Source organism: Syntrophomonas zehnderi OL-4 (genome assembly GCF_000983115.1).
In the GTDB taxonomy this organism is placed as follows: domain Bacteria; phylum Bacillota; class Syntrophomonadia; order Syntrophomonadales; family Syntrophomonadaceae; genus Syntrophomonas_B; species Syntrophomonas_B zehnderi.
Genome location: NZ_CGIH01000027.1, coordinates 65,471 through 82,085, shown reverse-complemented (window position 1 = coordinate 82,085; position 16,615 = coordinate 65,471). Strand labels below are relative to the sequence as shown.

Genomic DNA, 16,615 nt, shown 5'->3' with positions numbered 1-16,615 from the left:
TCCTAACCCCTTCCTCATCCGAAGCTCATCATTAAAGAGTGAATAACCAGGTTCCAGCCATCAACCAACACGAAAAGCAGCACCTTAAACGGCAGGGAAATCATCATCGGCGGCAGCATCATCATACCCATAGACATCAGAGCACTGGCCACCACCATATCGATGACCAGAAACGGGATGAATATGATAAAACCTATCTGAAACGCCGTTTTCAGCTCGCTGATTACAAAGCTGGGAATCAATACGTAATTAGGTATGTCATTGAAATTTCGGGGGCGTTCCATCTTCGACATTTTCACAAATAACGCCAGGTCTTTTTCGCGGGTCTGCTTTAGCATAAAAGTCCGCATAGGTTCCATTCCGCGCTTAAAGGCTACTTGCTGGGTAATCTCGCCTTTCATATAGGGCTGCAGACCTTCCCGGTTGACCTCCTGCCAGGTTGGAGCCATAACGAAAAATGTAAGGAATAATGCCAAGCCGATAAGAACCTGATTAGGTGGCATCTGCTGAGTGCCCAGAGAAGTTCTCAAAAATGATAATACGACTATTATCCTGGTAAAGGATGTCAATAGTATCAGTATGGCAGGTGCCAGTGTCAATACCGTCAACAGAATAATCAGCTGCAATGTCTGGGAAATATCCTGGGGTTGGTCTGAACCGCCGATTTGTAAATTAATGTTAGGTATCTGTAAAGGCTCAGCAGATACCGGGTATGTAAAAATTCCTATAAAGGCTAAAACACCTATAATAAGTCCCAGCCATTGCCAGAAGGCAATCCATTTTTTATTCATCGTCACCACTTCGCTTTGTAGCTGATTCTCTGCTGTAATTACTATGGGATGCTATTTCTCTTATCTTTTGGCTTTGGGTTTGCATTTGATTTTGAAACTTCTTAGACGCTAAGGGGCGATTTTTATTAATAAACCTGGAGGATAATTGCGTCCACCAGTCGGGCCAGGTTTTCGTCTCACCCGTGGCAAATTCATAACTGCCCTGGCTGATTTCCTCTAATAGCTTGGGGTTATCTACTTCAAACAGCAGACTTATCTCTTTATCCGTAACCCCCAGGGCATATAATTTGCCGCCCACCTCACAGAGCAATATGCCGCGATTTTGGCCTAGAACAACCTCATCCACTACGTTAATCCAGGTACCCTGCATTTTGGCATTTACCTGTCTGCCAAAAAGGCGTATGATTGACCAGGCTACGGCAACTATTATTCCCAATACCAACAATAGCTGCAAAAGGCTAAGCCACAGATTCGAAGACTTAATTTCTTGAGGCTGCTGCTGGCTCATTTTTTGGTCAAATTCCTTAAAGTTATCTACATCTACGGCCGCAGCAGACCCGACCAAAATCACTATAAATACGGCAAGAAACACCAGTAAAAACCAGCGTCTCTTATTTATTAATCTCATAAATTCACTTCCCAAGGAAAATGCCTTAACTAAGCGCTTTGCTCACTGCTTCAAGTACCCGTTCAGGCTGGAAAGGCTTGACAATAAAATCCTTGGCACCGGCCTGGATCGCATCGATAACCATGGCCTGCTGACCCATGGCACTGCACATTATGACCCGGGCTGCCGAATCATAGCTTACTATTTCTTTAACCGCAGCTATGCCATCCATTTCCGGCATCGTTATATCCATAGTTACCAAATCCGGTTTGACATCCTTATATTTTTCAACGGCGACCTGACCATTTTCAGCTTCACCGGCGATTTCATAACCATTTTTGGTGAGAATATCCTTGATCATCATCCTCATAAATGCAGCATCATCAACTATCAGTACCCTCTTACCCATCTATGAACCTCCTAAAATTGTTATTGTAGTTTATTCATTCTGTCCATAGGACTTAATATGGTGGTAATCCTGATCCCGTAATTCTCATCGATTACGACGACTTCGCCCTTGGCAATGAGTTTGCCATTAACCATCAAATCCACCGGTTCACCGGCTAACTTATCCAGCTGGATGATGGAACCTTGGGATAGTTCCAGAACGTCTTTAATAGTTTTTCTGGTCTTGCCCAATTCCACGGACACATCCAGTGGAACATCAAGGATCAAGCCAATATTTTGGGGCAGGCTACTGCTCACAGTCGGCTGCAAAGGCGCAAACTGCACCGATTGAACTGAAAACGGACCACCCTTTCTGCCCCCTGGTTCCATTGCTGCATACTGTTCGAACCTCTCCTGAGCAGGAGGAGCATACTGAGGAGCGCTGCTAGCTGGCAACGGTTGCTCGTAAGTCGGTTCAGGTTCAGGAGCAGGCGGGGCGGTTGACGGGGTTTCCATGATATCTTCGATATCACTGGTATCACTGGTTCCGGTCAAGATATCGATCATTTCGCGAACCGATTCTATAGGGAGTACCTGCATTATTTCACTGTCGATAAGATTTTCGATTACCATTTTAAACTTGATCCGCACCAGTTCCTGGTAGCTGGTGTCTACCTCCAAATCCTGCTCCCCCAGATCTATCAGATTTACCTCGGGAGGCCCGATATCAATGCGCTTGTTAAACATAGAAGATAAACTGGTGGTAGCTGAACCCATCATTTGATTCATTGCTTCACTTACGGCACTGAGTCTTAGATCATCCAGATTCGGATCGACATCCGTACCATCGCCTCCCATCATCAGATCGGCAATCACACAGGCATCTTCTTCCCGCACCACCAAGACGTTAGTTCCACTAATCCCTTCCATGTATTTCACCCTAATAACCAGATAGGGCAGCGGATAATCAGATTGAAACTGCTGCGGAGTCGTAACGGAAACGTTGGGAGTCGTAATGGAGACTTTTTTTCTTAATAGCGTGGATAAGGTAGTAGCTGCAGTCCCCATGCTTATATTGCCTATTTCTCCAATAGTATCCTTTTCAAAATCACTTATTACAGTGGATGTTTGTATTGGTTCATCTTCAGTAGCGTTGCTGTCTGTCTTTAAAAGAGCGTCTATTTCCTCCTGGGACAATATACCGTCATTCATCTTCTTTTCCCTCCTCTACTACCTGGTTTATTTGAATAGCTACTTTGTTGCCATCCAGTCCCGGCCGCCCCAAAAATTTGGTGCGCTGGCCTATCTGTACCTCCAGATCTTCTTGAAAATTGCGTTCCAGGGGAATTACATCACCAACAGATAATCCTAGCAGATCTTTAACCGTTATAACGGTTTTGCCTAATATAACCTTGACCGGTACATAGCTGTTCTCCAGCTTTTTTTGGATTTTGGCAGTATTCTGCGGCGTAGATGCCTTGCTCGAAGTCGAATAATAATAATGAACACTCAGTTTACTAATGATTGGTTCCAATACCAGAAAAGGTATACAGATATTCATAACCCCCATCAAGTCTCCCATTTTTGTTTCCAATGATACAATCATCATTACTTCACTGGGAGATACCAGCTGAGTAAACTGAGGATTCGTTTCTACCCTTTCAATAAGGGGCTCTAAATCAACTATGCTGCTCCATGGCTCCTGCATGAAGTCCAGCATACGCTGAGCCAGTTTCTCCATCACGGTTTGTTCAATTTCAGTCAACCCCCGAATTCTGTCCAGTGTATTCCCAGGTCCGCCCAGCATCCGGTCTAAAAAAGCAAATCCCAGGTTCGGGTTTATTTCCATGATAGCATTACCTTCCAGGGGATATATGGAAAAGATATTTAAAATCGTAGTACTGGGTATGGAACGGATAAATTCCTCGTACGTCACCTGTTCCACCGAAAGTACCTCCACCTGTATCGCTGCCCTTAATTGACCGGACAAAAAAGTCCCCAGAGACCGGGCATAGTTTTCAAAGATCACCTGCAGGGTGTGAATCTGATCCTTTGAAAACTTGTTAGGCCTGCGGAAATCATATATTTTTACCTTTTTTTTGCTTTGCTCTTCTTTTAATTCGTGGGCACTAACGGTTCCGGTACTAAGCGCGGAAAGCAAAGCATCGATTTCTGATTGCGATAAAACATCACTCATTATAGCCCCTCCTAGGGTATGGCTACTGCATAATAAAGTTATTAAAATATATGCTCTGGATGCAACCTTTGCCAAACTTCTGGTTAAGTTCGGACTTAATTTCTTCTTTAAGATTGTCACGGTTAACCGGATCGAGATCGGCCGCCGTCTTAGACGATAGTATGCTTATGATCTTATCACGGATTACGGGCATATATTCAGCAACTGTCTCACTGGATTTTTTATCCTTGACTTCAATAGTTACTTCTACCTTTAAATAGCGATTTCCTGCCACATCGGTTATATTAGTGGCAATTTCTCCAACCGGTACCAATCCCCCGCTAACTACCGCCGGATTGCTTTTCTCCTCCTTCTGCGGCAGCAAAGGAGCCATTAAGCTTTTCATCAGGAAATAAGAGGCACCCATGGCGACTAAAAATATAATCAGACCGATTAAGATAATTTTTAAATCCAAGCCAATTTTTTGCTTTACTTCGCTGTTATTCTCCTCAGTCAACACCTTTCCTCCTTTACCATTTATTTTAATTTATTTTTTTAAATCGCTATAGACCAGTTTGCGGAATTTAATTATTTCTGCCCGGATCTGGCGGGCCGATTCCTTGACCAGCACCTTCCTGCCGGTCGTAAGGGTGATAATCGTATCCGGGGTTTCTTCTATCAGTTCGATCAGATCTATATTTAACATCATCTTCTCACCGTTTAGACGGGTTATTTCAATCATTTATTCACCTCGGCTAATACCCTCCAGGGCCAGGCCCTGGAGGGTTATTATACTAGCGTTTCAGGTTGACCAGTTCCTGCAGCATCTCATCAGAGGTGGTAATAATCCGGGAATTAGCCTGAAAACCTCTTTGGGTGACGATCATATCGGTAAACTCTTCCGAGAGATCCACATTGGACATTTCCAGACTGCTGGGGATAATGGTGCCTTTGCCACCCTCACCAGGCACCCCCATATTAGCCAGACCGGAATTAGAGCTTTCTGAAAACAGGCTACTGCCAGCCTGCTTTAAGCCGGCCGGATTCTCAAAGGTAAATAGAGCTACCCGGGCCAGGCTGCGGGCTTCATCGTTATCATATATGCCAATGATGGTGCCATCGGTACCTATGGAGTAGCTGGTCAGGTTGCCCTGCTTATAACCGTTCTGTTTTTCCGCCCAGGCCGTGGATTGGCCGTTAAACTGGTTGATAGAATTAAAATCAATGGTAAATTTAATGTCATCGGCCCCGATCGCATCCCGTTCAATAGTCAAGGTAAGCGGATCAGGATCGGGCTGTTGACCTAACATCTTGCCCATTTTGTCAAAATCCAGACCTGTTACCCGCAGTATGCGGTTGCTGTTGGCAGGCAGGTCGGAAGCCGGGGCAGCCGCATTCAGATCTACTTTTTTCAAATCATTAGCGGCATCATAGCCTGGTGCGGCTTCAAACAACGGATTTAAGGATATGTCGCAGGCCCAGTTGCTGACCGGATTACCTGGGTTGGAAGTATCGACATTGTACTTGATAAAACGAAAGTATACCGTTCTTTTATTACCCAGCGAATCATAGACATCACGGGATTTCACGACTGAATTGGCTGCCGTAGGTACGGTCAGTTCATTATAGTCCGGAGCCACAGTCGTGGTGGTAACCTTTCCGCCATCAAAACTGTCTTTACTGTCTACAAACTGCACCTGAGGCACGTCTGTATTTGCCAGAGCATTTTGATAGGTAATATTGTAGCGGTTATTGGCAGCATCCCAAACCACTGCTACATTACCCGCACCCACGTTGGGCAAATCTTCCAGTGCGGATTGAATTGCAGCAGCAGGGTCTGCAGCATCTCCAGCGATCCAGTCCGTAGTATGTCCGCCGATCTGTAGACGGAAGCTACCCGTTGTGGGAGTATTCTCGAAACTCAAAGTCTGTATTTCATTGAGTGCTGGGGTTTGGGCAGTATTTGAGTCTAGATTGCCGGCAAACTGCATCTTTGTAGTAGCGTTTGGTTCCAGAATTTTATAATTTTGCAGGCTTATCCCGGTGGGATCGGCACTCGTATCTATGCGCCAATCGCCTGTATCCGGATTAACTACCCGGTCGGTCATCCAGCCCTGAACCTGATAGCCGTTGGCGGTGCTGACCAGTTTGCCATCGGTATCAAAATCAAAGGCACCGGCCCGGGTGTAGTAGCGGCTGTTGCCAATATTAACAGCAAAATAGCCGTTGCCGTCAATGGCCATATCGGTAGTTTTGTTGGTGGTTGTCGTTGGTGCCGGGGTATGGATCTGGTCAATACTGGACAGCATCATACCCAGTCCGACCGCCATGGGATTCGTACCTCCCCGCTCCGCAGTCGGCCTGGACGCGCCGCGGCTGACCTGGTAGAAGGCATCTTTAAATACCACCCGGCTTTTCTTAAATCCGGCCGTATTGACATTGGCGATATTGTTGCCTATAACATCCATTCGTGTCTGGTGGTTGCGAAGTCCTGAAACACCAGAGTACATGGAACGCATCATATGTTAATGACCTCCCTTTTTATATTGTGGGGATGCATCCTTCGTTCTGCATCCCGGGGCTTCCTCAAAAGAGGTCCAGCCCTTAAATAATAACGGCACTGTCGATATTGGTAAATACATTTTCCTTGATATTTTCCTGATCGACGGCTGTTATGACCGTATTGTTTTTCACGCTGACCACCAGAGCCATATCATTCATCAGGATCAGGGAATCCCGGGAACCCTTGGTGCGGGCTTTGTCAACGGCTTCGTTTAGTTTGCTTAGGTCGTCATCGCTAAGTTTAATATTGCGAGCCTGCAAACGCTCCCGCGCATGCTGGGAGAATTTCAGTTCGCCCTGCAGTTTCTGATCCAGCACCTGGCTAAAAGGTGTCTGGGCGTTAACCGGTTTGGCCCGGGTCGGCTTGTTATGCGGTACCGGATTTATAGGTGGCTGCGGAAAATAAATGCGATTATCCATACATCTACCCTCTTTGTGATTCCATAAGTTCTTTTAACTCTTGCAGCGCATTTAAAATTTGCGCCAATATCTGATCGTTTAAACCGCCCGGCTCAATTTTCGTTATATTGCCGGCCTCCACTTCCTGCCCATCGATAACATAATAAGGGATACCTTCTTTCATGATAACCGACTGGATTACTCCACTTTTCGTTTCCGTGCCGGTAGTTCCGTCCGGATTGGTAACAGGGCTTAAATAACTGACTTTTTTGCCGATCAGGTTACCGGACTGCTATATTAGTGCATCCAGGATGTCTAAAAGTACCTGTTCACCAACGGTTGGCAACTTATCTCCCAACTGGGTAATATCAGTGAATGCAATTTCCTGACCGTTGATTACATAATAGGGTACGCCTTCTTTCATGACTACCGACTGGACAATACCGTATAAGGTTTCATAGCTGGTACTGCCATCCGGGTTCGTGGTAGGTTTTAGATAGCTGACCTGCCGACCGATCATCTGGCTGGACTGCTGCAACATGAAGCCAGGAACCAGTCGGTTGTTAATACTATCCACCAGGTTGGTAAAACCGGTATTCAGATTACTCATCTGTTCCAAGGCGCTAAAAGAAGCCATCTGGGCAATAAATTCCTGGTTGTCCATGGGATTGGTGGGATCCTGATACTTAAGCTGGGTTATCAAAAGTTTCAAAAAATCGTCTTTTCCCAACTGGCCAGGTTTGTTTTCCGCTGCCTTGGTTGGAGTGGAACTGACTCCCCAGGATATGGGAGCGGGTCTGCTGTATTCTACCGTCATTTTTTTTACACCTCCTATATGGTAAAATCGAATCTGCCTTCACCGGATAAGGAAAATCTGCGGGTTGAATCGGTTTCGCCATATGATTCCGGGAGGGTTTCCCGGGCTGTTTCATAATCGTCCTCGGCTTGGTTAGGCAAATGGTTATAACTGTTTCTTTCGGCATATTCCTGCCACATCTGCTGGCGGCCGCTGTCATCTCCCTGGAAAGCTCCGCCGTTTGGCAGTTGCACGTTTACTTCTGTGCGGTCTACCCGAAGACCTTGGGACTCCAGATTCTGCCTTAAGGCACCCAGGTTGTTTTCCAGCAGGTGTTTCACCTGATGGCTTTCGGTGATAAAGCGAGCCGTTACTATACCTTCCTCAACCGCTATTTTAATCACCATTCTGCCTAGAAATTCCGGTTTTAGCTGTATTTTCATCTCTGTATTAAAGGCTTTGTTTACCATTTCCACTTTCTTGACAATCTGTTCAATCAGATCCTGGGGGTCAACGACTCCAGCTCCCGGGGGACGAGACGTTACCAATTCCAGCTCCGGCTGCGGCAGGTTTATGCCTGGCCGATTTACCCCTATTTCGGGCGGGTGTATCTCCGGCTGAGTCTTGGCTGGCAATGGCTCGGCAGCCTTATTTACACCACTTTCCGGGCTGGGCTTTTCCATCCGCAAACGTTTGATTTCCTCGCCCAACAAGGCTTTTACATCGGTTTCGACAGGTACCTGATTTAATCCGGGGTTGACCTGGGTTTTGGACATTAACCGGAAACGGATATCCTCTGGGCTGACCGCTTTGTTTATCTGCCCTGATTCCGAAGTTGCGGCTTCTGCTTCCCCGAAAATGAGCGGCGGCGGGGCTGCTGTTTGTTCGGGTTTGGCTTGATTAGCAGCAGGCGAACCAGTTGTTATGTTAGGGGCTGGTTTTGTATTAAAACTGCCCAGATTCGTTTCGGTATCCTTAACCGGACTGGACTCGTCCAGCTTCAACAGTTCATTTTTCTGGCCTATGGCCGCTCCGGACGATCCTGGCGCTGCCTGATCGGGTGTTTTTTCAATCCTGGCCAGACTATCCGCTGGTTCGGCAGCTGACTTCAGCGCATAAAAGGCGAAGCTTGGATTGGTTTGGTTCGGCCGCTCGGAATCACTGAAACTGTCCGGCGAGGGCGGATTGATTAATAACCCTGCATCTGACAGTGCCTGTGTTTTAGCGGCAGATTCGCTTCCCAACCGGTTTAAAGGGTTAATTTCCGGCTCAGCGGAAAGTTGCTCGTCTACTGCCGTAAATTGAGCCGTTGCAGGATAAGCGGCAGCTAAAGTGACCGACTGGTAATCCTCCGGCACTACGGCACAGTCAAAACCATCGGGATTCGGTTCGGGGTTAGATTCTTCCACAGCGGCAATCATCTTATCCGCTGAAAATGATTCCGGTGATGGCAGGGTTTTAACTACTGCACCTGTATCCTGGCCTGCTAGCGTTAAGTTGGTTTCGCAACCTGACAGGTTAGATTTATCAGTTCGGCCGGGCGTCTTATTGGGGGCGGATTGAAATCGGCCAGCTTTATCCAGCACCCGATTAAAGCTCTGGGATTTAACGGTAGAACTGCCCCTGGAAAGACCCGGGCCGACTGGCCGTATTCCGACAAATTGTCCGGCTGACGGGCTGCTGGCCTTGGGTTCAAGCATTGACATTTTTCTCACCTCCTTTACTATTTTTTATATAGATGAAGGCATCACCCTAGGGGGTGGTAACCAGCATCTTCCTGGTTAGGGCTAAGGCTTTTTCTTTGGGCATCTTCTGCAGTATTTCAGCGGCCGTATCGGTATCGATATGCTCCAATATACCTATGGCATCGTTTTCATCTAATCTGGCCAACAATTCAGCCCCATCTTTCGTTTTCATGGAAGCAAAGTATTTAGCTATATCTTTATAGGCACCTTCCTGATCTGTCTTGGACTGACGGGAATCATGGAGCTGCTCGTTTAATTCTGAGATTTCGTTTTTATATTCCTCATCGGCCTTCTGAGCGGCCAGATGTTTGGTCTCGATGGTTTTTATATCGTTTTTTAAAAGCTCTATTTCCGATTCCTGCGCTACCAGTTTCCTTTTTAATTTATCGTTTTCTCGCTTGACTTTCTGTAGTTCAGTCATATTTTTCTCTGAACCAGTGGATTCTTGGATATAGGGAACTGCGGGCATAAAGGCCGGCGGGGTAATAACATGAAATTTTACCAAAAGAACATAGCAGGCTGCCGCCAAAAATGCCGCCAGCACGATAAATAATAAGCTTTTAAAAATGGTTTTTAGATTAGCCATGCTGCCCTCCCCGGCTATGCCTGTTTGATATTTTTGCGGAAATGACTGTTAATCGCCAGTTCATCAATCGTTTTCTGTTCCTCTTTATTAAGTTCCAGCAGATAGTTTGACCACTCCCGGTCTCTTAATTTCTGCAGGGTTTTACTTTCCTGCATCTTGTCGATCAGTATGCCCCGGGCCTGTGTGACCTTTGATTCGGCCTGCAGCAAATCATCAGCCTTGGATTTTTGCAGGGTTTTTAAAACCGGCAGGTAATCTTTAAAGATGAAAAACTGCGGCAGATTAAAATCTTCCTGCATCATCGCTTTTATTTCTGCTTCGGTCTCCCTGGAACGGCGCATGATTTCGTCCAATTCATTCTGCACCTGGTTGCGATAATTGATGGATATATGCAGTTCTTCCCGGGCCTGACTCTCTTCCCGGCAGGATAAATCCAGCTTGGTTTGCAGACGAAAATGAAAAGGCTTCATTAAAACTTAACTCCTCTTACTCGATACAATGAGCCAACGCCTCCAGGGTAGACGTAAAAGGCGCCTGATCATATATATCCTGTTTTAAAAAATCCCAGCAATTCTCGATTAGGCGTACGGCTTCATCGATACGGGCATTGGATCCTTTTTTGTAAGCTCCGATATCAATCAGATCCCGGGCTTCTTCATAGATTGCCAGGATGGAACGAAAACGGTTGGCTCTTTCCAAGTGCTCGGGTTCAACGATATCGATCATGACCCGACTGATACTCTGCATAATATCGATGGCCGGATACATATTTAAAGCGGCAATATCGCGGCTTAAAGCGATATGTCCATCGACAATCCCACGCACCGCATCGGTAACCGGCTCATTCATATCGTCGCCTTCCACCAGTACGGTGTATAACCCGGTAATCGTCCCCTTTTCAGATGTTCCGGCCCGTTCCAGCAACTTAGGCATCAGGGCAAACACCGAGGGGGTATAACCTCTGGTGGCAGGTGGTTCACCTATAGCCAGTCCAACTTCACGCTGAGCCAGAGCAAATCTGGTCAGAGAATCCATTAATAAAAGCACATCCAGGCCCTGATCCCGGAAAAATTCGGCGATACTGGTTGCCACGAAAGCTCCTTTCAGCCTTACCAGAGCAGGCTGATCGGAGGTAGCCACTACCACCACTGAACGGGCCAAGCCCTCCGGCCCCAAATCCCTTTCCAAGAACTCGCGTACCTCGCGGCCGCGTTCGCCGATTAGGGCGATTACGTTGATATCGGCTTCAGTGTTGCGGGCAATCATGCCCAAAAGAGTGCTTTTGCCTACTCCGCTGCCCGCCATTATCCCTAATCTTTGGCCCCGGCCAACGGTTATAAGCCCGTCAATGGCTTTAACGCCTACCGGCAGGATTTCCTGGATTCGTTTTCTCTTTAAAGGATTGGGAGCCGGATTCATTACCGGATAGGTGGTCTGGAAATTCACGCGACCGCCATCATCAATCGGTTCTCCCATGCCATTTAACACCCGGCCCTTAAGATCCATGCCTACGTTAACCTTAAGGCTGGTTCCGCTGGCGATCATTTCACTGCCGGGGCCTATTCCCTCCAGATTACCCAAGGGCATCAAAAGGATCCGGTTATTGCGAAAACCGACAACTTCACAAGGAACCATCTCCCGATCCGCCTGGTTGGTTCCGACCATGCAGAGTTCGCCAATACTCACCCGGGGTCCCGTGGCCTCCAGAGTCAGACCGATGGCCTGGGTAATCTTGCCCCGCAACGTGCAAGGATTGGTCTTGTCCAGTACTGAAAAATATTTATGTGTATCAATCTGGTATTGATTATTCATTGACTACATCCAACATCATATTTTCAACCGCATCCAGGCGTTTTTCCAGGCGGGCATCCACCATGCCGCCGGATGATTCAACGACACATCCGCCCCGGCAAATTCTTTTATCGCCTTTAACCTCGACCTCAACTTCCCGGCTGCCTATCTCAGTCAAGCCTTCCCAGTCGAGTGATTCTACCAGAGCATGCATATCCTCGGGATTAACATATACCTTTACAGAATCCGGATTATCAAGGTTAGTAATAGCCTCACGGACAATGCTGGTAATGGCTTCCGGCTGAATACTAAGATCAGCCACCACCACTTTTCTGGCAATAGCCAGAACCAGGCGCACCATATCCCCTTCTGCATTGCTCAGCATTTCATGTTTTAAACGGCGGCCGTCCTCTACTATGATTTGAGCCTGCTCCATAGCCATTTGCCGATCGGCCTCAATCTCCTCCTGGGCTCGTTTCAGACCTTCTGCATAGCCTTGTTTAGCTGATTCTTCGCGTATTGCTTTAGACTCTTCAAAGACCTGAGCCCGCACATGGTCGGCTTCTTCCTGGGCAGTGCTGATAATATTCCTGGCTTCAGCCCGGGCTTTTTCCAGTAAGTCCAAAACGATTTGTTCCGTCTCGACTAAAATACTCTGGCTTTCTGCCTTAATTTTTTCCAGGGGATCTTCCTGAGGCTCTAATGATGCCGCCGTTTCTAGCGGGCTTTCTATTTGCACCTCTATTATTTTAGGGTGAGTTAGTATTAGATCAGAGTTTTTAATAATTTTAGACAATTACTTCATCTCCTTGACCTCTGGATACTACTATTTCACCTGCATCTTCGAGGCGGCGGATAACATTAACAATACGCTGTTGCGCTTCTTCCACATCACGCAGACGCACCGGCCCCATGAATTCTATGTCTTCCCGCAGCATATCGGCTGCCCGAGATGACATGTTTGAATAGATCTTCTGGGACACTTCATTGCTGGCTCCTTTGAGAGCCAGAGCCATATCCTGACTCTCAACCTCCCGCAATACCCTTTGCACGGAGCGGTCATCAATAATAACAATATCTTCAAATACAAACATGAGTTTCTTGATTTCTTCGGCCAATTCGGGATCCTGTACTTCCAGAGATTCCATGATCGTTTTTTCGGTGGCGCGGTCAACCCGGTTGATAATCTCCACAACTGATTTGACACCGCCGGCCACGCGCATTTCCTGGGGAGCAATAGAGGATAGTTTTCTCTCCAAGACCCTCTCCACTTCTTTAATTACATCAGGCGAGGTGGTGTCCATTATGGCAATACGTTTGGCAACTTCAGCCTGACGCTCAGGGGGTAATGCCGACAGTACCGCCGAGGCTTTTTCCGGCTCCAGATAAGCTAATATCAAAGCTATAGTCTGGGGATGCTCGCTTTGAATAAAGTTAAGTAGCTGGGTAGGCTCGGCCTTACGAATGAAATCAAAGGGTCGCACCTGCAATGATGCGGAAATTCTACCAATAATTTCCATGGTTTTTTCCTGACCGTACGCCTTTTCCAGAACCTCTTTGGCATACTCAATGCCGCCCTGACCAATAAACTCATTGGCCAGGCACATTTCGAAAAACTCCCTAAAGATCTCATCCATCTTATCGGTGGAAACCTTCCTAAGGTTGGCAATCTCCAGGGTTAATTGTTCTGTTTCCTCTTCATTCATGTACTTTAATAAACGGGCAGACTTTTCCGGCCCCAGAAACACCAGAAAATTAGCTGCCTTTTGTTTGCCGTTTAATGGTTTAACGGTTGCCATAACATCACCTCAGATCTTCCATCAACCAGGTTTTAATGACCTGGGCCGCATTTTCAGGACTGTTATCTATGATTCTGTCTATTTCCTTACGGATACGTTGTTTTTCTCTTTCTTCCGGGGTTAGATTCTTCTCCAGGATTTCTGCCATATCTATATCATCCTGTACCACCGATTCGAAGTCGGCCAACATTTCCGCTTCGCGGGCAGCCGCTTCCTCTTGGGCAGCTTTCCTGCGTTTATACAGAAGCAGCCAAGTTAAAAGCACAACTAACAGTATCAGGATGGCAAACAGCAGTGGTGCATATGGTGATGTCAACATTTTCTTGATGCCTTGGGCCGGTTCCGGAACCGGCTCGGTATAAAAATCAATAAAAGCAACCGAAATATTGTCATTTAGCCTGACGGTCTCATCTTTGCGGTTTTCACGCAGACCGCAAGCCGTGGCCACTATATTTCTGATCTTTTCTATCTTCTCTTCCTCGGTATCGCCTAACTTGGACTGAGTGGTACCATCATTATTTACCAGAACCGAGACTGTTAAGTAATCGTATTTGGTATCACCCGCGGCGTAATCAATAATCGTATCCTTGCGATTTATTTCGTAATTGCGGGTCGTATCACTTTTATCCGAGGTGGAAGTGGTTGGAGCTGTGTTTACCTGGGTATACTGGGTTATGTTGGTGTCAGTTCCTGGCACGCCCTCAACAGGATTAGTGGTACTGGTAGTGGACTCCCTTAAAAGATGCTCACTGCGGGTAAAAGGGCCATCAGGATCATGGCTGTACTGTTCACTTTTTTCCTGCTTGTTGCTAAAATCAAGCTCCGCACTTACCCGAACCACCGAATTGTTTTTTCCCAGGGTAAGATCCAGCATGCTTTGGATAGCCTGTTGTTTTTCCAACTCAAAGGCTTTTTTCATGGCCAACTGGCTCTGCAGGGTTTCGGTAGAGGTTCCTTCCCCCGGCAGGTTTTGGGAGATAAGGTTGCCATTATGATCAATAACCACGACTTTTTCCGGGCTTAAACCTGCCACGGAATTGGCAATAAGGTTGACGATGCCCTTTATTTCCTTGCCAGTCAAGGTCTCGCCGTCTTTGGTCGTTATAGCTACCGAGGCGCTGGGCGGTTCTTCTTTTTCAGTATAGAGGGTTTTTTCCGGGATAACCAAATGCACCCGGGCTGATTTTACTTTATCGAGGCTTTGTATGGTACGGGCCAATTCCCCCTGCAAAGCCACCTGATATTTAACTTTCTTGTCACTCTGGGTTTCTCCATAATTGTTCTTCTGAAACAACTCAAACCCGGTCTCGCTGCGGGGCAGGTTGTCACCTGCCAGTTTAAGACGGGTTTTGTACTTAACGTCCGGATCGACTAGGATGGTTGATCCATTATCCTGTAGTTCATAGGGGGTTTTGTACTCATCTAATTTTGCAGTCACTGCGGCTGCATCTTTAGAATCCAATTCTGTATATAGCACTTCGTATTTGGTGCCCGTTCCCTTGATTAGAAAAACCAAGGCAACTATTATCATCAGGGCAGCCCCACCAATCAGCAATTTCTGATTCAGGCCAAGCTTTTGCCATGTCGCTTGGATCTTGGCCGCTCCTGACCTAACGTTCGCAACAAAAGTTTCCATCCATTAACTCCCCAACACATCATAGTATTTACATCTGCATCCGCATTATATCCTGATAGGCTTCCACCATCCTGTTTCTAACTTCAATCGTTAATTGCAAGGCCAGGGTGGCTTTTTCATAAGAAATAATGGTATTATGCAGATAACTTTCATCACCTAAGGCCAGCTTTTCCGCATTGGCGGCAGCTTCTTTCTGCAGGGCATCCACCTCGCCTAGTGCGCCCTTCAGATAGTCGATAAAGCCGGGCTGATTATTTTGACCGGGCTGGGTCTCAGGAGGGGATGCGTTCAGTAAGAGAGGTCTACTGCTTACATCGTTAATAATCATTTCAACGCTCCTATCTTCCAATATCCAGGGCTCTTAAGGCCATACTGCGCGTAGATTCTATAACCTTGGCATTGGCTTCATAAGCTCTGGTTGCGGCTATCATGTTTATCATTTCTTCCACCACATTAACGTTGGGGTAGTTCACATACCCTGCAGCATCCGCATCCGGGTGAGAAGGATCGTAGACCTTCCTAAACGGAGCCTCGTTATCATCCAACTCGCGGATTTCTTTGACCCTGACCCCGGTAAGAGCATCGATTTCGTTCTGCAGCACCCCTTTAAAGGGACGAGAAATTTTAGGTGGCTGGGTTTCCAGCACTACCACCTGGCGCCGATACGGCCCTTGACCTCCGCTAACCCTGGTGGTTTCAACATTGGCCATATTACTGGCGATAGTATCCATTTTAAGCCGTTGGGCGGTCAAACCGGAAGCACTGACATCTATACTGCTTAGAAATTTCACTTAACTACCCCCTTCCAACAATTGCCATCCTCAGCAGTTTGATTTCGTTGCTCATACTTTGGCTGACTGAATCATAGTAAATCTTGTTTTTGGTTAGGTTAGCATTTTCAACATCAATGTCCACATTATTTTCATCGTTACGATAGCTCAAATCATTTAGCTTTTTTATATCGGGCTGGTATTCTTTTAGGTTTAAGCCCGTCTGATTAATTTGCATATGCCGGGGATTGGTGCAGCTAAGCTTATCCTGGTTAATGTTTCCAGATAGTATTTTTTTCATCTTGTCCTCGAACAAAACCTCACTACGTTTAAACTTGGGTGTATTTACGTTGGCTATGTTATGGGCAATAACCTCGTTTCTTAAACTGGCCGCGTCCATGGATTTGTTTAGAATTAACTGGGTGCGGTTATTTAGTATACTGTTTAACATCTCATCACTTCCCATTTCATGCTCATTAGCTTTTATAGTTTCTCCTCCCTTTACAGTAATTCCTCTTTTTGCTTAGAATTTTTTGTCTAAATTATCATGATTTTCTCTTAATTTTATCG

Annotated in this window: 21 protein-coding genes; all 21 read right to left on the bottom strand. The window is 46.5% G+C overall.

Annotated features, from left to right (window positions below):
• Positions 1-14: 14 nt before the first annotated feature.
• The 21 genes from fliP to flgB all read right to left on the bottom strand — a co-directional run bounded on the left by fliP (position 15) and on the right by flgB (position 16,511).
• Positions 15-791 (bottom strand): flagellar type III secretion system pore protein FliP, encoded by a 777-nt coding sequence (fliP, locus tag AAV90_RS07730; protein ID WP_046497408.1) that lies wholly within the window; start codon positions 789-791, stop codon positions 15-17.
• Positions 784-1,419, bottom strand: a complete 636-nt coding sequence (locus tag AAV90_RS07725) for a flagellar biosynthetic protein FliO (RefSeq protein ID WP_046497406.1) — start codon at positions 1,417-1,419, stop codon at positions 784-786. The genes fliP and AAV90_RS07725 overlap by 8 nt, the downstream gene beginning before the upstream one ends.
• A gap of 25 nt (positions 1,420-1,444) precedes the next feature.
• Entirely contained in the window at positions 1,445-1,807 is a 363-nt protein-coding gene (locus AAV90_RS07720) for a response regulator (RefSeq protein ID WP_046497404.1), read from the bottom strand.
• 20 nt (positions 1,808-1,827) lie between these two features.
• Positions 1,828-2,997 carry a flagellar motor switch phosphatase FliY gene (fliY, locus tag AAV90_RS07715; protein ID WP_046497402.1) on the bottom strand — a complete coding sequence of 390 codons (1,170 nt, stop codon included), beginning with the start codon at positions 2,995-2,997 and terminating at the stop codon, positions 1,828-1,830.
• Positions 2,990-3,982: a flagellar motor switch protein FliM gene (fliM, locus tag AAV90_RS07710; RefSeq protein WP_046497400.1), complete on the bottom strand. Its 993-nt coding sequence runs from the start codon at positions 3,980-3,982 to the stop codon at positions 2,990-2,992. The genes fliY and fliM overlap by 8 nt, the downstream gene beginning before the upstream one ends.
• Before the next feature lie 22 nt (positions 3,983-4,004).
• Positions 4,005-4,481 carry a flagellar basal body-associated FliL family protein gene (locus AAV90_RS07705; protein ID WP_242847509.1) on the bottom strand — a complete coding sequence of 159 codons (477 nt, stop codon included), beginning with the start codon at positions 4,479-4,481 and terminating at the stop codon, positions 4,005-4,007.
• Between the two features lie 27 nt (positions 4,482-4,508).
• Positions 4,509-4,703: a flagellar FlbD family protein gene (locus tag AAV90_RS07700; protein WP_046497397.1), complete on the bottom strand. Its 195-nt coding sequence runs from the start codon at positions 4,701-4,703 to the stop codon at positions 4,509-4,511.
• 52 nt (positions 4,704-4,755) lie between these two features.
• On the bottom strand, positions 4,756-6,483 hold the full coding sequence (locus AAV90_RS14090; protein WP_052729670.1) for a flagellar hook protein FlgE: 1,728 nt from the start codon (positions 6,481-6,483) through the stop codon (positions 4,756-4,758).
• Between the two features lie 82 nt (positions 6,484-6,565).
• Positions 6,566-6,943, bottom strand: coding sequence for a TIGR02530 family flagellar biosynthesis protein (locus AAV90_RS07685; RefSeq protein WP_046497395.1), 378 nt, complete (start codon positions 6,941-6,943; stop codon positions 6,566-6,568).
• A 4-nt stretch (positions 6,944-6,947) separates the two neighbouring features.
• A complete protein-coding gene (locus AAV90_RS14905) occupies positions 6,948-7,106 on the bottom strand; it encodes a hypothetical protein (RefSeq protein WP_157609513.1) in 159 nt (52 codons plus the stop codon).
• 108 nt (positions 7,107-7,214) lie between these two features.
• A complete protein-coding gene (locus AAV90_RS07680; protein WP_046497393.1) occupies positions 7,215-7,739 on the bottom strand; it encodes a flagellar hook capping FlgD N-terminal domain-containing protein in 525 nt (174 codons plus the stop codon).
• A gap of 14 nt (positions 7,740-7,753) precedes the next feature.
• Entirely contained in the window at positions 7,754-9,424 is a 1,671-nt protein-coding gene (locus AAV90_RS07675; RefSeq protein WP_046497390.1) for a flagellar hook-length control protein FliK, read from the bottom strand.
• A 46-nt stretch (positions 9,425-9,470) separates the two neighbouring features.
• Positions 9,471-10,049 (bottom strand): MotE family protein, encoded by a 579-nt coding sequence (locus tag AAV90_RS07670; protein ID WP_046497389.1) that lies wholly within the window; start codon positions 10,047-10,049, stop codon positions 9,471-9,473.
• 14 nt (positions 10,050-10,063) lie between these two features.
• Positions 10,064-10,519, bottom strand: a complete 456-nt coding sequence (gene fliJ / locus AAV90_RS14085) for a flagellar export protein FliJ (RefSeq protein ID WP_052729669.1) — start codon at positions 10,517-10,519, stop codon at positions 10,064-10,066.
• A gap of 16 nt (positions 10,520-10,535) precedes the next feature.
• Positions 10,536-11,861, bottom strand: coding sequence for a flagellar protein export ATPase FliI (gene fliI / locus AAV90_RS07660; protein WP_046497387.1), 1,326 nt, complete (start codon positions 11,859-11,861; stop codon positions 10,536-10,538).
• The gene (locus AAV90_RS07655; RefSeq protein ID WP_046497384.1) at positions 11,854-12,636 is read right to left on the bottom strand and encodes a FliH/SctL family protein; all 783 of its coding nucleotides are present in this window, start codon (positions 12,634-12,636) and stop codon (positions 11,854-11,856) included. The genes fliI and AAV90_RS07655 overlap by 8 nt, the downstream gene beginning before the upstream one ends.
• Positions 12,629-13,639: a flagellar motor switch protein FliG gene (gene fliG / locus AAV90_RS07650; protein WP_046497381.1), complete on the bottom strand. Its 1,011-nt coding sequence runs from the start codon at positions 13,637-13,639 to the stop codon at positions 12,629-12,631. Before fliG ends, AAV90_RS07655 begins: the two co-directional genes overlap by 8 nt.
• A 4-nt stretch (positions 13,640-13,643) precedes the next feature.
• Positions 13,644-15,275 (bottom strand): flagellar basal-body MS-ring/collar protein FliF, encoded by a 1,632-nt coding sequence (gene fliF, locus AAV90_RS07645; protein WP_046497378.1) that lies wholly within the window; start codon positions 15,273-15,275, stop codon positions 13,644-13,646.
• A gap of 28 nt (positions 15,276-15,303) precedes the next feature.
• Positions 15,304-15,603, bottom strand: a complete 300-nt coding sequence (gene fliE, locus AAV90_RS07640; protein ID WP_046497375.1) for a flagellar hook-basal body complex protein FliE — start codon at positions 15,601-15,603, stop codon at positions 15,304-15,306.
• 10 nt (positions 15,604-15,613) lie between these two features.
• Positions 15,614-16,066 carry a flagellar basal body rod protein FlgC gene (gene flgC, locus AAV90_RS07635; protein WP_076982623.1) on the bottom strand — a complete coding sequence of 151 codons (453 nt, stop codon included), beginning with the start codon at positions 16,064-16,066 and terminating at the stop codon, positions 15,614-15,616.
• 4 nt (positions 16,067-16,070) lie between these two features.
• Positions 16,071-16,511 (bottom strand): flagellar basal body rod protein FlgB, encoded by a 441-nt coding sequence (gene flgB / locus AAV90_RS07630; protein WP_052729668.1) that lies wholly within the window; start codon positions 16,509-16,511, stop codon positions 16,071-16,073.
• Positions 16,512-16,615: the final 104 nt, after the last annotated feature.

Bases quoted from the DNA above. Each gene is read 5' to 3' on its own strand.
- fliY (WP_046497402.1), bottom strand. From the start codon at position 2,997: ATGAATGACGGTATATTGTCCCAGGAGGAAATAGACGCTCTTTTAAAG.
- AAV90_RS07700 (WP_046497397.1), bottom strand. From the start codon at position 4,703: ATGATTGAAATAACCCGTCTAAACGGTGAGAAGATGATGTTAAATATA.
- AAV90_RS14090 (WP_052729670.1), bottom strand. From the start codon at position 6,483: ATGATGCGTTCCATGTACTCTGGTGTTTCAGGACTTCGCAACCACCAG.
- fliF (WP_046497378.1), bottom strand. From the start codon at position 15,275: ATGGAAACTTTTGTTGCGAACGTTAGGTCAGGAGCGGCCAAGATCCAA.
- AAV90_RS07680 (WP_046497393.1), bottom strand. From the start codon at position 7,739: ATGACGGTAGAATACAGCAGACCCGCTCCCATATCCTGGGGAGTCAGT.
- AAV90_RS07675 (WP_046497390.1), bottom strand. From the start codon at position 9,424: ATGTCAATGCTTGAACCCAAGGCCAGCAGCCCGTCAGCCGGACAATTT.
- AAV90_RS14905 (WP_157609513.1), bottom strand. From the start codon at position 7,106: ATGAAAGAAGGTATCCCTTATTATGTTATCGATGGGCAGGAAGTGGAG.
- fliI (WP_046497387.1), bottom strand. From the start codon at position 11,861: ATGAATAATCAATACCAGATTGATACACATAAATATTTTTCAGTACTG.
- fliP (WP_046497408.1), bottom strand. From the start codon at position 791: ATGAATAAAAAATGGATTGCCTTCTGGCAATGGCTGGGACTTATTATA.
- flgB (WP_052729668.1), bottom strand. From the start codon at position 16,511: ATGGGAAGTGATGAGATGTTAAACAGTATACTAAATAACCGCACCCAG.
- fliE (WP_046497375.1), bottom strand. From the start codon at position 15,603: ATGATTATTAACGATGTAAGCAGTAGACCTCTCTTACTGAACGCATCC.
- fliJ (WP_052729669.1), bottom strand. From the start codon at position 10,519: ATGAAGCCTTTTCATTTTCGTCTGCAAACCAAGCTGGATTTATCCTGC.
- fliM (WP_046497400.1), bottom strand. From the start codon at position 3,982: ATGAGTGATGTTTTATCGCAATCAGAAATCGATGCTTTGCTTTCCGCG.
- AAV90_RS07720 (WP_046497404.1), bottom strand. From the start codon at position 1,807: ATGGGTAAGAGGGTACTGATAGTTGATGATGCTGCATTTATGAGGATG.
- AAV90_RS07725 (WP_046497406.1), bottom strand. From the start codon at position 1,419: ATGAGATTAATAAATAAGAGACGCTGGTTTTTACTGGTGTTTCTTGCC.
- AAV90_RS07685 (WP_046497395.1), bottom strand. From the start codon at position 6,943: ATGGATAATCGCATTTATTTTCCGCAGCCACCTATAAATCCGGTACCG.
- fliG (WP_046497381.1), bottom strand. From the start codon at position 13,639: ATGGCAACCGTTAAACCATTAAACGGCAAACAAAAGGCAGCTAATTTT.
- AAV90_RS07670 (WP_046497389.1), bottom strand. From the start codon at position 10,049: ATGGCTAATCTAAAAACCATTTTTAAAAGCTTATTATTTATCGTGCTG.